At 64.2% G+C, this 13,768-nt stretch carries 13 protein-coding genes; 4 read left to right on the top strand and 9 right to left on the bottom strand.

Features of this window, described 5'->3' with window-relative positions:
- Positions 1-12: 12 nt before the first annotated feature.
- Both NKH83_RS00210 and NKH83_RS00205 read right to left on the bottom strand, forming a co-directional pair.
- Positions 13-1,593 (bottom strand): ABC transporter substrate-binding protein, encoded by a 1,581-nt coding sequence (locus NKH83_RS00210; protein WP_352801503.1) that lies wholly within the window; start codon positions 1,591-1,593, stop codon positions 13-15.
- Between the two features lie 20 nt (positions 1,594-1,613).
- Entirely contained in the window at positions 1,614-2,327 is a 714-nt protein-coding gene (locus tag NKH83_RS00205) for a FadR/GntR family transcriptional regulator (protein ID WP_352801501.1), read from the bottom strand.
- A gap of 100 nt (positions 2,328-2,427) precedes the next feature.
- Between NKH83_RS00205 and NKH83_RS00200 the strand changes: the two genes are divergently transcribed.
- The 3 genes from NKH83_RS00200 to NKH83_RS00190 are packed head-to-tail and all read left to right on the top strand — an operon-like array spanning position 2,428 to position 5,328.
- A complete protein-coding gene (locus NKH83_RS00200; RefSeq protein ID WP_352801499.1) occupies positions 2,428-3,399 on the top strand; it encodes a Gfo/Idh/MocA family protein in 972 nt (323 codons plus the stop codon).
- Positions 3,396-4,391 carry a Gfo/Idh/MocA family protein gene (locus NKH83_RS00195; RefSeq protein WP_352801497.1) on the top strand — a complete coding sequence of 332 codons (996 nt, stop codon included), beginning with the start codon at positions 3,396-3,398 and terminating at the stop codon, positions 4,389-4,391. The genes NKH83_RS00200 and NKH83_RS00195 overlap by 4 nt, the downstream gene beginning before the upstream one ends.
- The gene (locus NKH83_RS00190) at positions 4,381-5,328 is read left to right on the top strand and encodes a dihydrodipicolinate synthase family protein (protein WP_352801496.1); all 948 of its coding nucleotides are present in this window, start codon (positions 4,381-4,383) and stop codon (positions 5,326-5,328) included. Before NKH83_RS00195 ends, NKH83_RS00190 begins: the two co-directional genes overlap by 11 nt.
- A 37-nt stretch (positions 5,329-5,365) precedes the next feature.
- On the opposite strand, the gene NKH83_RS00185 is transcribed toward NKH83_RS00190, so the two are convergent.
- Positions 5,366-6,313 carry an LLM class flavin-dependent oxidoreductase gene (locus tag NKH83_RS00185; protein ID WP_352801494.1) on the bottom strand — a complete coding sequence of 316 codons (948 nt, stop codon included), beginning with the start codon at positions 6,311-6,313 and terminating at the stop codon, positions 5,366-5,368.
- 130 nt (positions 6,314-6,443) lie between these two features.
- Positions 6,444-6,599: a hypothetical protein gene (locus NKH83_RS00180; protein ID WP_254817777.1), complete on the bottom strand. Its 156-nt coding sequence runs from the start codon at positions 6,597-6,599 to the stop codon at positions 6,444-6,446.
- A gap of 268 nt (positions 6,600-6,867) precedes the next feature.
- Here NKH83_RS00180 and NKH83_RS00175 point away from each other — a divergent pair, with 268 nt between their 5' ends.
- Positions 6,868-7,635 (top strand): SDR family NAD(P)-dependent oxidoreductase, encoded by a 768-nt coding sequence (locus tag NKH83_RS00175; protein ID WP_352801492.1) that lies wholly within the window; start codon positions 6,868-6,870, stop codon positions 7,633-7,635.
- Between the two features lie 14 nt (positions 7,636-7,649).
- Here NKH83_RS00175 and NKH83_RS00170 read toward each other — a convergent pair whose 3' ends face one another.
- The 5 genes from NKH83_RS00170 to pcaF form a co-directional block, all read right to left on the bottom strand.
- Positions 7,650-8,594: an ABC transporter permease gene (locus tag NKH83_RS00170; protein WP_352801490.1), complete on the bottom strand. Its 945-nt coding sequence runs from the start codon at positions 8,592-8,594 to the stop codon at positions 7,650-7,652.
- On the bottom strand, positions 8,591-9,646 hold the full coding sequence (locus NKH83_RS00165; RefSeq protein WP_352801488.1) for an ABC transporter permease: 1,056 nt from the start codon (positions 9,644-9,646) through the stop codon (positions 8,591-8,593). Before NKH83_RS00165 ends, NKH83_RS00170 begins: the two co-directional genes overlap by 4 nt.
- Positions 9,646-11,130 (bottom strand): ABC transporter ATP-binding protein, encoded by a 1,485-nt coding sequence (locus tag NKH83_RS00160; protein ID WP_502895518.1) that lies wholly within the window; start codon positions 11,128-11,130, stop codon positions 9,646-9,648. Before NKH83_RS00160 ends, NKH83_RS00165 begins: the two co-directional genes overlap by 1 nt.
- A gap of 211 nt (positions 11,131-11,341) precedes the next feature.
- On the bottom strand, positions 11,342-12,373 hold the full coding sequence (locus NKH83_RS00155; protein ID WP_352801486.1) for a BMP family protein: 1,032 nt from the start codon (positions 12,371-12,373) through the stop codon (positions 11,342-11,344).
- 169 nt (positions 12,374-12,542) lie between these two features.
- On the bottom strand, positions 12,543-13,748 hold the full coding sequence (gene pcaF / locus NKH83_RS00150; RefSeq protein ID WP_352801484.1) for a 3-oxoadipyl-CoA thiolase: 1,206 nt from the start codon (positions 13,746-13,748) through the stop codon (positions 12,543-12,545).
- Positions 13,749-13,768: the final 20 nt, after the last annotated feature.

Below are 13,768 nucleotides of genomic sequence, written 5' to 3'. Positions count from 1 at the left end.
CCCGGGCGGTTCTTACTGGATACCCCAGCGCTCCGGGTGAGCTGCGTAGGGGCCGCCGCCCGGCGCCGGCGTCCAGACGAAGTCACGCAGCTTGTTGGAGGCCACGCCATAGCGGTTGGCCACCCACAGCGTTGCCCAGGGCAGGTCCTTGTTCATCACCTTGCAGACCTCCTGCCAGGATTGATCGATCTTGGCCGGATCGGTCTGGCCGAGGGCGGCGTCCAATGCAGCGCTCAGATCGTCGAATTCGATGCGCATGGTGTTGAAGCCTGCCGGCGGGATCTGCGACTTGTTGAGGCCGGGGTTGAGGCTGGCCGGATTGGGGCCGTTCTGCAGGCCGGCATAGACCATCGGAAAGGCGTTCCAGTCCGGCGTGCCTTGTTTGTAGACGATGCCGTTATAGGTCGGCGTATCGACGACGCGCGGCACCACGTTGATGCCGACTTCGGCCAGCATCGACTGGATGGCGGCCATCACGTTGGCCGCTTGCGGCGAGCCGTAATAGGTCAGCAGGGTGATCGGTTTGTCGCCGTTGATCTTGTCCCAGCCCGCCTCGGTCAGCAGCGCCTTGGCCTTGGCCGGATCGTAGGCATATGGTTCGAGACCCTGGGGAACGAGATGCGGCGCGACATAGCCGCAATTGGCTGGCTTGGCGGCACCGCCATAGAGGCTGTCTATGATGGCGTTGCGGTCGATCGCGTACATGATCGCCTGGCGGACACGGATATCCCTGAACAGGTCGACCTTCTGATTCAGGCCGATATAGTTGACCACGTAGGAGGCACCTTCGATCACTTTGAAATTGCTGTCACTTTTGAAGGAGGCCGCATCGTCGGGCTCGACATAGGTGAACTGGATTTCGCCGGCACGGAGCGCGGCGACGGCCGCCGCCGGTGACTCGAAATAGCGGTTGATGAGCACGTCTACCTTCGGTTTGCCGCCGCGATAATCGTCATCGGCTGCCAGCTCGACATATTGGTCGCTCACGTAGCGTTTGAACTTGAACGGGCCGGTGCCGACCGGAGTGGTCGACCACCAGGTGCTGGTCGCCAGCGATTCCGGCGACAGGGTGGCCAGGGCATGCTCCGGCAGGATCATCAGCTGCGAGAGGATCGATAGAAACGATCCGTTCGGTTTCGATAGCTTCACCACTGCGGTGTGGTCATCCGGCGCATCGACCGAGGCGATATCGGCGAGACGGGCTGCAAACAGGCTGCCGGAGGCCTTGTTCTTGGCAAGCTCGAGCGTGAACTTGACGTCCCTCGAGGTGAACGGCTTGCCGTCGTGCCAAGTCTCGTTGACCAGGTTGAACGTATAGCTCAGCTGGTCGTCGCTGATCTTGTAGTCCTTGGCGAGGTCGCCTTCGATGTCGGTCAGCCCGGCATTGTAGATGACCAGCGGTTCAAAATAGGTGCTGAGCCAGGTGTAGCCGCCGGTCGCGACCAGCGGGTTGAAGTTCTTGGGAAAGCCGCCGGGACCGACGTCGAAGCCGCCGGCGATGGTTTTGGCGTTTTGTGCCTGGACGCTGGTCACTGGGGCAATGCTGGCGAGCAGCAGCCCTGCGATAGAGAATGCGGCGGTCCTGATGCGCATGGTTTCCTCCCTTGGCATGTTCAGGGTGTTCGGTTCTTGGCGATAACCTGCTGGATTCCCCGGTAATGGTCGTCGAGCCGCCGACGCGCCTGGTCGACATCCTTGGCGGCGACGGCCTCGACGATCTCGTGATGGTCGCGCCATGTCGCCAGCGGCGTCGGATTATCGAGATTGGCGAAATTCGAGGCCTTGTTGAACGCCATCCAGAAGATGTCGATCAGCGCGCTCAGCATGCGATTGTTCTGGCAGCGGAACAGCAGCTGATGGAATTGCTGGTCCTCTTCGGCGAAGCTCTCATGGCGCTGGGCACGTTGCCGCATGCGCTCGGTCAACTGGCGCAGCGCCTCGATGTCGTCGGCGCTGATCATCTCGATTGTCTTGGCGATGAGGCTGGTTTCCAGCACGCGACGGATTTCGCGCAGCTCTTCGACGTCGCGGAGCGAATCCTGCAAACCGTAGGCCAGGTTGTCCAGCAGCGGCTTGAACGAGAACTCCTTGACGAACACGCCGATGCCGCGTCGCGTCTCCAGGATGCCGATCGATTCCAGCGCCTTGATGGCCTCCCGCACGGAGTTGCGGCCGACGCCGAGCCGCTGCGCCAGGAACGTCTCCGGCGGCAAGGGATCGCCGGCCTTGAGCTGGTTGCTTTCGATATAGGCCCTGAGGCTTTCCTGCACGGTGACGTGAAGGAGCGGCGGCCTGCTCAACGGTTCGATCGACTTCAGTTCCGCCATCCCACTGCTTTCATCATCCGCTGGACTACCCTGCCCGCTGCTTGTCGTATAGCTACTTGTAGGATATCCTGCAAGCCCATAGCAAACATGTTGCTCCCGAATGAAGATAATCCTCGCCGGCTCGAGCCACTGGCACGCCGAAATGCACCTCGACGCCGCACGCTTTTACGGTGCGGAGATCGCCGGTATCTGGGATGAGAATCCTGGCCAAGCGCATGCGTTCGCCGCGCACCACGACCTGCCGTTTATTGAAGATTTCACGGAGATACTCTCCAGCCCGCCGGACGTGATCCTGTTGATGGGGCACCCTTCGACGGTGCCGGCGCGGGTACGTGTGATCATCGGGGCAGGGATACCGCTGATCCTGGAGAAGCCGGCGGCCAGCCATACGAGGGAACTGATGGCGCTGCGCGACCTCGCCCGACAGCACCAGGCCTTTGTCGCTGTGCCCCTGCCCAATCGTTTCGGGCCGGCCGTTGCCGCCTTTGAGCGGCTGCACCGGCAGGGCCGTGCCGGTGTGGTGGCGCATTGCCAGTTCCGGCTGGTCAATGGCCCGCCTGGGCGCTACATCGCCGACGGTGTCGCCTGGGTCGTCGACCCGGCGGTTGGTGGTGGAGGTGCGTTGCGGAATCTCGGCATACACGGCGTGGATGCTGCACTCAGCCTCGCAACCGGTAGGCTTGGCCTGAAGACCGTTTCGATCGCGAACCGCATCCATCCGGGCCCGGTCGAGGATCATGCGCTGCTGGTGCTGGAAGACGAGGCCGGCGCGCTGTTCATCGTCGAGGCCGGCTACACCTTTGCCTCGATGCGCCCCGGTGGCGACTTCGAATGGCGCATCGTCGCTGCCAATGCGACCCTGGTCGACCACGGTGATCGTGCCAACTGCGCCACGCTCGATGATGCGGCAATCGTCGATCTGCCGGTCGAACTGCCGGCAACGCGCTACCGTCTGTGCATGCGCGACACGCTTGACCGGCTGGCCAGAAAGGCGCCTCCGTCGGTGTCCATCGAGGATTACGTTGCGGCGATGTCGCTGATCGACGCCGCTTACGAAAAGGCAGGACCATGATTGGAATAGGAATTATCGGCGCCGGCGATTTCGGCGCAGCCCATGCGCGGGCAATCCGCGAAGTTGGAGGCATTCGCCTCGCCGCCGCCTCTCGTGGAAATTCCGATGCACTGCAGCAATTCACCGCCGAATATGGCGGCAGCGGCTACACCGACTGGCGTCGGCTGCTGGACGACAAGGAGGTCGACGCGGTCCTCATTGCCAGCCCGCATCACCTCCACGCCGAAATGGCCATCGGCGCGGCAGAGGCCGGCAAGCACATCCTGATCGAAAAGCCGATGGCGCCGACGGCGGCCGCTTGCGATGCGATCAATGCCGCCGTGGCCGATAGCGGCGTCAAGCTGATGGTCGCCCACCTCATGCATTTCGCCCTGCCCTGCATGGCGGCCAAGCAGGTGCTGGAGGAAGGAGTGCTCGGCCGGCCGCTCATCGGATCGAGCTGGATCATCAAGCTCTGGATGGAGCACAATCGCCGCGACTGGCATCTGCGCAAGGCGAGCGGCGGCGGCATGCTGTTGACTGCCGGCATCCACGCGCTCGACCGCCTCGTCTGGCTGATGGATGACGATGTCGTGTCGGTAAGCGGCATGCTCGGCGCCAAGTTCCATGACCAGGAAGCAGACGACACCGCCTTGCTCGGACTGCGCTTCGCCGGCGGCGGCATCGGCCAGGTGCAGAGCGTCGGGTACCCCACTGGCGCTATGACCTACGCCATGGACCTTATCTGCGAGCAGGGAACGCTGCGCATCGACATGGACCGCGGCACGATGCTTGGCCGCGATACGGTCTGGACCGAGCTGCCCGGTTCCTTTGAGCCGAACTGGATGCATAACGCGCTGGTGCGCGAATGGCGCGCGATGCGCGATGCCATTGCCGACGACACGCCGGTGCCGGTCGACGGCGCCTATGGGCGCAAGATGATCGCCATCATCGAGGCCGCCTTTGCCTCGAACGAAACCCGCCGCGAACACGAGATCGCCGGTGGACGCTGATCTTAACGACCATCTGGCTCGCTTGCCCGCACACGCGCCGCGCGGCGTCTGGGGCGCAGTGATGCTGGCCATTGATGATCGCGGAGCGATCGACTGGCAGGCGACGAGAGAGACGATCGCCCGGCTCTGCGCATCGGGTGTCGACGGCGTCTATTCCAATGGCACGGCCTGCGAATTCCATTGCCAGACCGAGCCCGAATTCGACCGGCTTTGTGAGCTGGTTGTCGAAACAGCCGGCCGCGCGCGCCTTCCTTTCCAGATCGGTATCAGCCAGTCCAATCCGCGCGTCGCGCTGGAGCGGCTGACGCGGGTCGCCGCACTTCGCCCGACGGCGGCTCAATTCACCTTGCCCGACTGGTGGCCGCCCAGTGACGACGAGATCATGCGTTTTGTCGGCGGCCTCTGCGAGGCCGCGCCCGAAACGCCGCTGGTGCTCTACAACCCGCCGCACGCTAAGCGCCGCCTGACGCTCGACGGCATCGCCAGGCTGCGTGCGGCCGTGCCATCGCTGGTCGGCGCCAAGCTGCCGGGCGGCGACGCCGGCTGGTATGCCGATATGCGCCGCAAACTGGACGGATTCTCGGTCTTCGTTCCCGGCCACACGCTAGCGACAGGGTATGCCGGAGGCGCTCACGGCAGCTATTCCAACATTGCCTGCCTCAACCCGAAGGGCGCGGTGCAGTGGTGGCAGATGATCCGCACCGACATGGTCGCAGCTGCCGAGGTCGAGGCCCGCATACGGGCCTTCCTCGCCGCACATGTTCTACCGTTTCGTACCCGTTACGATGTCGGCGATGCAGCACTCGACAAGGCGATGGCAGCGGCCGGCGGCTGGGCGCCGCTCGGCCCGCGATTGCTCTGGCCCTACAGCTCCGTTCCCGATGAGGAGATCCCGATCTTGGCCAAGGCCGCTCACGCGACTTTCCCGGAATGGTAGTAGCGCCGTCAGCGAGGTGCGTGACGACGGCGGCTCTTCAGCAGCCGGCTCTCGCGCCCTGTGTCGCGCGTGACGCAAACGCCCCCGGCTGAGGGATATCGGCCTCGCGCCGTGCCAGCGAATTGCGCAGCAGTGCGATCGCCTCGCGGCCGGCCGTCGCAATCTCGCGTGGCCTGTCGACGCCGACGATCATGAACTCCTTGATCCCCAAAGCGACGTAGGAAAGCAGCGACAGCGCGACCTGTGCCGGCGGCCCGGCCAGTTCGACCGCCTTCTGGCAGGAAGTGGCCGGTTTGTCTTCCGAACGGATTTGGACGGGAAGCGCGAAACGCAGCTTGCCGGCCCGGCCGTGTTCGGCGGCGGCGCTGCGTACACGCTCCATAGACTGGCGGATTTCTGCAAGCGAGCCCGGCGCCAGCTCGAACACATCCGCATGCCTGCCCGCGACCCTGAGCGCCGTGCCGGACCGTGCGCCCATGCGGATGTTTACGTCGGCGCCATGCGGCCCCTTGCGAGGCACATAGCCGCCTTTGACGCTGTAGAAAGCGCCTTCATGGTCGAACGGTCTGTCGTTCGACCACAACCGCTTCAGCAGCACCAGATATTCGTCGATGCGTTGCCAGACCACCGTATGGCCGGCTGGACGTGCCTCGGCATCGTCGTCGCCGAGTGGCTCGCTGAGCATCCTGAGCGACAGCCGGCCACCGCTTCTCGCGTCGAGGGCAGCGAGTTGCCGTGCCGCCACGATTGGTTCGATCACGCCTGCCCAATGCGTCAGAACGACTTCCAGCGACGAGGTGCGGTCCAGCGTCTGGGCGGCAAGGTCCATATTGGTGAGCAGCCCGGCCTCGTCGTCGATGACGATCTTCCGGAATCCGGCATCTTCGATCAGTGACAGCTTCGTCGCGGTCTCGACAAAGTCATAGAAAAAGCTGGCGTCGGCAGCGTGGATCTTACCGGGAACATGCGTGAACTCGATCGGCATTGCCATCTCCTCCATCACGTTGGAATCAGGGCGCGCAGAAGCGCACCGGCATTCGGTTCATCAACTCCGGAATTTCTGCAAACGGCAGGCCGCTATCCCGAGGAAGCCTCGACGATCAAGGCCTCAATAATCAGGGAATCAGCCCGAGGACCACTGCCCCGGTGAATACAAACGCAAGGGCAAAGACGAGATAGGCGAAAGCGCCGGCGTAGGCCGGCCGCCATACCTGGTCGGAACCCAGCCTTTGACCTCTGCGGGCAGTCTGAGTGTTCTGGCTATAGGACATATCGACCTCCGTCTCGACGTTTAATCTATAAAATCAGTAGACTTTGTCGAGTGCTATTTTCGCGCGATTGTTAGAACAATTTTCTCCAAACGCCGGACAAATTAGTGCTTTTACTGCTTAGCGCGCTGCCTTTTGAGGCAGGCGGGGTGACGGCGGAAAATGGCAGGTCCACGTGTCCGTGGCTCCTTGGCCAGCCATTGGATGAGGGATAGCATCGCTGCCTCAGTGGAAAGCCGCGACGTCACGGCAAGGCAGCAGGGAGCAAACCATGAGCACAAGACTGGCCGGCAAGGTCGCCATCATTTCGGGCGGCGCGACGGGCATGGGCGGTGCGGCCTCGGAGCTTTTCGCGGCCGAGGGCGCCAAGGTGGCGATCATCGACCGCAACGGCGAAGCGGCGGCTGCCACCGCAGCAGCAATCAGGCAACGCGGCCATGTCGCCGAGCACTGGGTCGCCGACGTCTCGGACGAGGCGCAGGTCGAAGCGGCGGTGAGGGGCGTGATGGAAAAATTCGGCCGGGTCACGGTTCTGTTCAATCACGCCGGCACCATCGTCATAAAACCCTTCCTGGAGACCACGCTGCAGGAATGGGAATGGCTGCATGCCGTCAATGTGCGCTCGATGTTCCTGATGACGCGCGCCGTGCTACCCGGCATGATCGCCGCCGGCGGCGGTTCCATCGTCTGCACCTCGTCGATCTCGGCGGTGGCGGCGACGCCGATGGAGGTGCTCTACGATACCACCAAGGGCGCCTGCCATATGTTCGCGCGTGCCATCGCCGTCGAGTTCCGCGACCGCAACATCCGCTGCAATGCGGTCTGCCCCGGCTTCATCAGGACGCCGCATGGCCTGCGCGAGGTCGCCGATCTCGACAAACTCGGCGTCGATGTCTCAGACGCGGCAATGGCGGCGCAGCAGGGGCGGATCGGCGAGCCGGAAGAGGTGGCGAAGGCAGCCCTGTTCCTGGCCAGCGACGAGGCCAGCTTCGTCAACGGCGCGCATCTGTTCGTCGACAACGGCTTCACGGCGATGTGAAAGGCGGAGCACCGTTACCGCTCTTCGCGCCGGAACGGCTTGAGCAGCGCCGAGGGCGCCACCGCATTGCGCGACATCACCGCCATGGCGACGATGGTGAAGATGAAAGGCAGCATCAGGAACGCCTCATAGGGAATATGGCCGAGCCCGCTCGCCTGCATGCGCAATTGCAAGGCATCGACGAAGGCAAACAGCAGGGCCGCCCCTGCCGAGCGCCAGGGATCCCAGCGGCCGAAGACGACGAGCGCGATCGCCACCCAGCCACGCCCCGAAACGAGGCCGAAGGTGAAGGCGTTGAACTGCACCATCGACAGGAAGGCGCCGGCCAGCCCCATCAAGGCGCCGCCGAGAATCACCGCCTGGAAGCGTGTCGCAATGACGCCGACGCCGGCCGAATCGGCGGCGCGCGGATTTTCGCCGACCATGCGCACTGACAGGCCCCACGGTGTCCGGTAGAGCACGAAGGCGGCCAAGGGAACCGCAAGGATCGCCATGTAGACCAGCGAAAACTGGTTGAACACCGCCGGCCCGAGCACCGGGATTTCGGAGAGAACAGGAATCGGCAGTGTTTCGAAACTCTTGATGCTCGGCGGCACCGATTGCTGGCCGAAGATCAGCCGGTAGAGGAAGTAGGCGAGCCCTGAGCAGAACAGCGTGACGCCGATGCCGCAGACATGCTGGCTGAGACCGAGCGCCACCGTGAACAGCGCGTGCAGCGCACCCATCAGCGCACCAGTGGCAACTGCCGCAAGCACGCCGAGCCACAGGCTGCCGCTGAGGCTGGTCGCGGTGAAGCCGGTCATCGCCGACAGCAGCATGATACCTTCGATGCCGAGATTGAGCACACCGGCCCGCTCGGAGAACATCTCGCCCAGCGTCGCAAAAGCCAAAGGCGTGGCGATGCGGATGATCGCGGCCAGGAAGCCGACCTGAAAGATCTGCTCGAGCACCACGTTCATTTGGCTGTCCCGACGCGGCGGATGCGGTAGGCGGTGAACAGCAGCGCCACCAGCATCGCGAGCAGCGCGGTTCCCTGGATGACGTCGCTGAGAAAAGCCGGCACGCCCGTGGCCCGCGACATCGCCTCGGCACCGGTCATGACGGCGGCGAGGAAGAGCGCCGCCGGCACCACGCCGAGCGGATTGAGCCTCGCCAGCATGGCGACGACGATGCCGGAATAGCCATAGCCCGGCGAGATGTCGCTCATCACCTGGAAATGCACGCCGCCGACCTCGCCGACGCCTGCAAGGCCGGCCAATGCGCCGGACAGCAGCGCCGTCGAAATCAGCACCCGCTCGAAATTGATGCCGCCATAGCGCGCGGCTTCCGGGTTCTCGCCGGTGACCCTGATGCGAAAGCCGAGCGTTGTACGCGCGACCACGAACCAGATCAGGGGTGCCGCGACCAGCGCCGCGACGACGCCGAGATGCAGCCGCGTGCCTTCGATGAGTACCGGGAAATTCGCTGAATCCTCGATCGGCGGCGAGATCGGGTAGCCGCTGAAACTGTCCTTCCATGGCCCCTCGATCAGCGCCATCAGTGCGTAGAAAATGACCGAATTGAGCAGCAGCGAGCTGACCACGTCATCGACCCTGAATTTCACCCGTAGCGTCGCGGGGATCAGCGCGACGGCAGCGCCGGCGGCCCCACCCGCCAGCGCCATCAGCAGCATGGCGAGCGGCCCCGGCATCGGGACGGCGCCGACGGCACAGCTCGCCACCGCACCGGCGAGCAATTGCCCTTCGGCGCCGATGTTCCAGAATTTGGCGCGGAAGGCGACCGCCACAGCAAGCCCTGTGAAGATCATCGGGGTGGCACGCACCAGCGTTTCGGTGACGGCGTAGCTGTCACCCAGCGACGCCGAAAACATCACGCTATAAGCCTCGACGACGCCGGCGCCAGCCAGTGCGATGAGGCCGCTGCACAAGATCAGCGTCGCCCCGATGGCGAGCAGCGGCAGAGCCAGATTGAACCAGGCGGGCGTTGAGGTGCGGGCCTCGAGACGGAACATCACGCCTCCGCTCCGGTCATCATCAACCCGAGTCTGGCGACGCTGGCGTCGGCACTGTCGAGCGTGCCGACGATGCGGCCCTCATACATCACCGCGATACGATCCGAGAGCATCAGCAACTCTTCCAGGTCCTCGCCAATGACGATGATGCCGCAGCCCTTGGCGCGCATGTCGAGGAATTTTTCGTGGATGAAGCGCGCGGCGCCGATGTCGAGGCCGCGAGTCGGCTGCGAAACGATCAGCACCTTCGGATCAAAGGCGAGTTCGCGCGCCAGAAGCGCCTTTTGCAGATTGCCGCCGGAAAGCGCCCCGGCGCGCGTCATCGGGCCGGGGCAGCGTATGTCGTAGGCCTTGATCTGCGCCTCGGCGAAGGCGCGGATCGCATCCGGCTTGAGCAGGCCGTTGCGGCTGAACGCCGCCGTGCCGATGCGCGGCAGCACCATGGAATCGGCAAGCGGCAGATTGGTGACCAGCCCTGTCGTCATGCGGTCTTCCGGGATGCGGCCGAGGCCGAGCGCCTGGACTGTGCTCGGCGAGAACCGCGAAACCGCTTTGTCGGCTATGGTCATCTTCCCGGCATCAGGCGCACGCACGCCGGAGATGACCTCGGCAAGCACGCGCTGGCCATTGCCGGAGACGCCGGCGATGCCAAGGATCTCGCCGCCACGAACCGACAGCGAAACATCGCGCAGCGCCATGCCGGAATGATGCGATGTCGAGATACCGTCGAGGGTGAGCACGGCCGCACCGGGCATCGACGGTCCTCTGGCCGGAGGCACGATCTCGTGGCCGCACATCAGCCGCGCCATCTCCGAAGACGTCGTGCTGGCCGGCGCATCGACGCGACCGGCAACGCGCCCATGCCTGAGCACGACGCAGCGATGCGTCAGCGCCCGCACCTCGTTGAGCTTGTGCGAAATGAAGATGATGCCGAGCCCTTGTGCCGCCATCGAGCGAAGCGCCGAAAACAGTCCGTCGACCTCTGTCGGCGCCAGCACCGCCGTCGGCTCGTCGAGGATCAGCAGCCTTGCGCCGCGAAACAGCGCCTTGACGATTTCGAGCCGCTGTTGCTCGCCGACCGACAGCGCCGAGACGGGGAGGTCCGGGTCGAGCGTCAGCCCGTGCTGGCGGCCGATCTCGGCGAGCCGCGCCAGCCCGCCGGCGCGGTCGATCCGGCCCGATCTGCCGGGAATGCCGATCAAGAGGTTCTCCAGCACCGAAAGCCGCGGCGCGAGATGAAAATGCTGGTGCACCATGCCGATGCCAGCGGCCAGCGCATCGGCCGAGCTGTTGATCGCCAGCGGCCGGCCCTGCACCAGGATCTCGCCGGCATCGGGCGCATAGGCACCGAACAGCACATTCATCAGCGTCGTCTTGCCGGCACCGTTTTCGCCAAGCAGCCCGAGGATTTCACCCGGCGCGACGCTGAGATCGACGGCTTCGTTCGCCTTGACGGCGCCAAAGCTCTTGGAGATGCCGCGCATTTCGATGAGAGGGGCAGGCGTTGACAAGGCGGGATCCTGGTGGCGTTGACGCCGATATCCCTCCCCCTTGAGGGGAGGGTGCCGAGCGAAGCGAGGCGGGAGGGGTCGTCTCAACCGCCTCGACGTTTAGACCGAAAAAGATGGAGCGCGTCGCCGAGAACCCCACCCGGCCCTGCGGGCCACCCTCCCCTCGAGGGGAGGGATGCGCCGCTCAGTCCGAGACCGGCGTATTCTCATCGACATCGACACGGAAATTGCCGTCGAGGATTTCGGCCTTCTTCTTTTCGACCAAGTCCTTGACCTCGGCCGGCAGCGTCTTGTCGAACTTGTGATAGGGCGCGAGGTAGGAGCCGCCCTTGGCCATGCGCGAGAAATCACCGTAATCCTGCGCCGTAAAGACGCCGGCCTTGACCAGCTTGATTGCCTGCTCGACCGTCGGATACATGTCCCAGACCGGCCCGGTGATCACCGTGTCGGGGCCGAGGCTCGATTGGTCCGACATGTTGGAGATAGCGAGGATCTTTTTCTCGACCGCCGCTTCGATGACGCCAAAGCGCTCGGCATAGATGACGTCGACGCCGGCGTCGATCTGGGCGACAGCAGCTTCCTTTGCCTTCGGCGGATCGAAGAACGAGCCGATGAAGGCGACCTTCTTCTTGATGTTGGGATTGACCTCCTTGGCACCGGCAAAGAAGGCGTTGACCAGCCGGTTCACTTCCGGAATGCCCATCGCCGCGACGGCGCCAATCGTGCCCGATTTCGACATTTTTCCCGCAATCATGCCGGACAGATAGGCCGGCTCGTGGATCCAGTTGTCGAAAACCCCGAAATTCGGCTCGGCCGGCCCTGCGCCGGAGCCGAACAGGAAGGCGGTCTTCGGGAATTGCTTGGCGGTCCTGCGCGATTCGCGCTCGGCGGCGAAGGCATCGCCCAGCACCAGCTCATAGCCGCCCTGCGCATATTCGCGCATGACACGGCTGAAATCGGCGGTCTGCACCTTCTCCGACCATTTGTATTCGATGCCGAGTTCCTTCTCGGCCTTCTGCAGGGCGACATGGATCTGGTTGTCCCACGGCTCCTCGATCGGCGTGGCGAAGATCGCCGCCACTTTCAGCTTCTTGGTCTTGGCGAAGGCGCTGTCCGGCAGCATCGCCGCCGCCAGGCCGAGCGCGCCCAGCTCCAGCACGTTGCGTCGCGAAAGCCCTTCGCGTTTCGATTGGATTCTGCTCTTCCCGTTGTGCATTGCATGCCCCTCTGATTGGCGCCGTGTCGAGCCGGCTCTCTTCTCTGGAATATCGGCGGAGGAACTATGGAACGGTACCCGGCTTTTGTCCACATGGTCAAATTTGGCCGGGCGGAACTGCTGTAAACGTTCGTGTAATCGCAGCTTTAGAACGACCGGAGCTGCTTGCTCACAATCTCTCGAGCGCCACCGCGATCCCCTGGCCGACCCCGATGCACATGGTCGCGAGGCCGTAGCGGCCGCCGCGTTCGCGCAGCTCCAGCGCAGCCGTGCCCGTGATGCGCGCGCCGGACATGCCAAGCGGATGGCCGAGCGCGATGGCGCCGCCATTCGGGTTGACGTGCTCCGCATCCTCGGCAATGCCGAGTTGGCGCAGCACCGCGATGCCTTGCGAGGCGAAGGCCTCGTTGAGTTCGATGACATCGAATTGTCGCGGCTTCAGGCCGAGCCGGGCGCATAGCTTTTGCGTGGCCGGCACCGGGCCAATGCCCATGATGCGCGGCGCCACGCCGGCGGTGGCACCGCCGAGAATACGGGCGATCGGCGTCAACCCGTATCTTTTCACGGCGGTTTCCGAGGCGACGATCAGCGCTGCGGCACCATCGTTAACGCCCGACGCATTGCCGGCGGTAACCGTGCCGCCTTGCCGGAACGGCGTCGGCAACTTGGCCAACGCTTCGATCGACGTGCCCCCGCGCGGATGCTCATCTCTGTCGACAACGACCGGATCGCCCTTGCGCTGCGCGATCGTCACCGGCGTAATTTCCTTCGCCAGCCGACCATTGGCTTGCGCGGCTACGGCCTTGTCCTGGCTGCGCACGGCAAACGCATCCTGGTCTGCGCGGGAGACAGCGAACTCTTCCGCCACGTTCTCGCCGGTCTCCGGCATCGAATCGACGCCGTATTGCTTCTTCATCAGCGGATTGATGAAGCGCCAGCCGATCGTGGTGTCGTAAATCTCGGCATTGCGCGAAAAGGCGGTCTCCGCCTTCGGCATGACAAACGGAGCACGGCTCATCGATTCGACGCCGCCTGATACTATCAGCTCCGCCTCGCCGGCTTTGATGGCGCGGGCAGCAATCATCACCGCATCCATGCCCGAACCGCAGAGGCGATTGACGGTCGAGCCGGAAACCTCCTTGGGCAGGCCGGCCAGCAGCAGGGACATCCGCGCCACATTACGATTGTCCTCGCCGGCCTGGTTGGCGCAGCCATAGACGACATCGTCGATGGCGGCCCAGTCGATGCCCGAATTACGCTCGACCAGCGCCCTCAGAGGTATCGCGCCGAGATCGTCGGCACGCACCGCCGACAGCGAACCGCCGAAGCGTCCGATCGGCGTGCGGATGTAGTCGCAGATATAGGCCTCGGCCATTATGCAGCCTTCCCGTTTGC

It is taken from the genome of Mesorhizobium sp. M0909 (assembly GCF_040319515.1).
GTDB lineage: Bacteria > Pseudomonadota > Alphaproteobacteria > Rhizobiales > Rhizobiaceae > Mesorhizobium.
The sequence above is the reverse complement of the archived record's forward strand: the minus strand, read 5'-3'. Positions and strand labels throughout refer to the sequence as shown.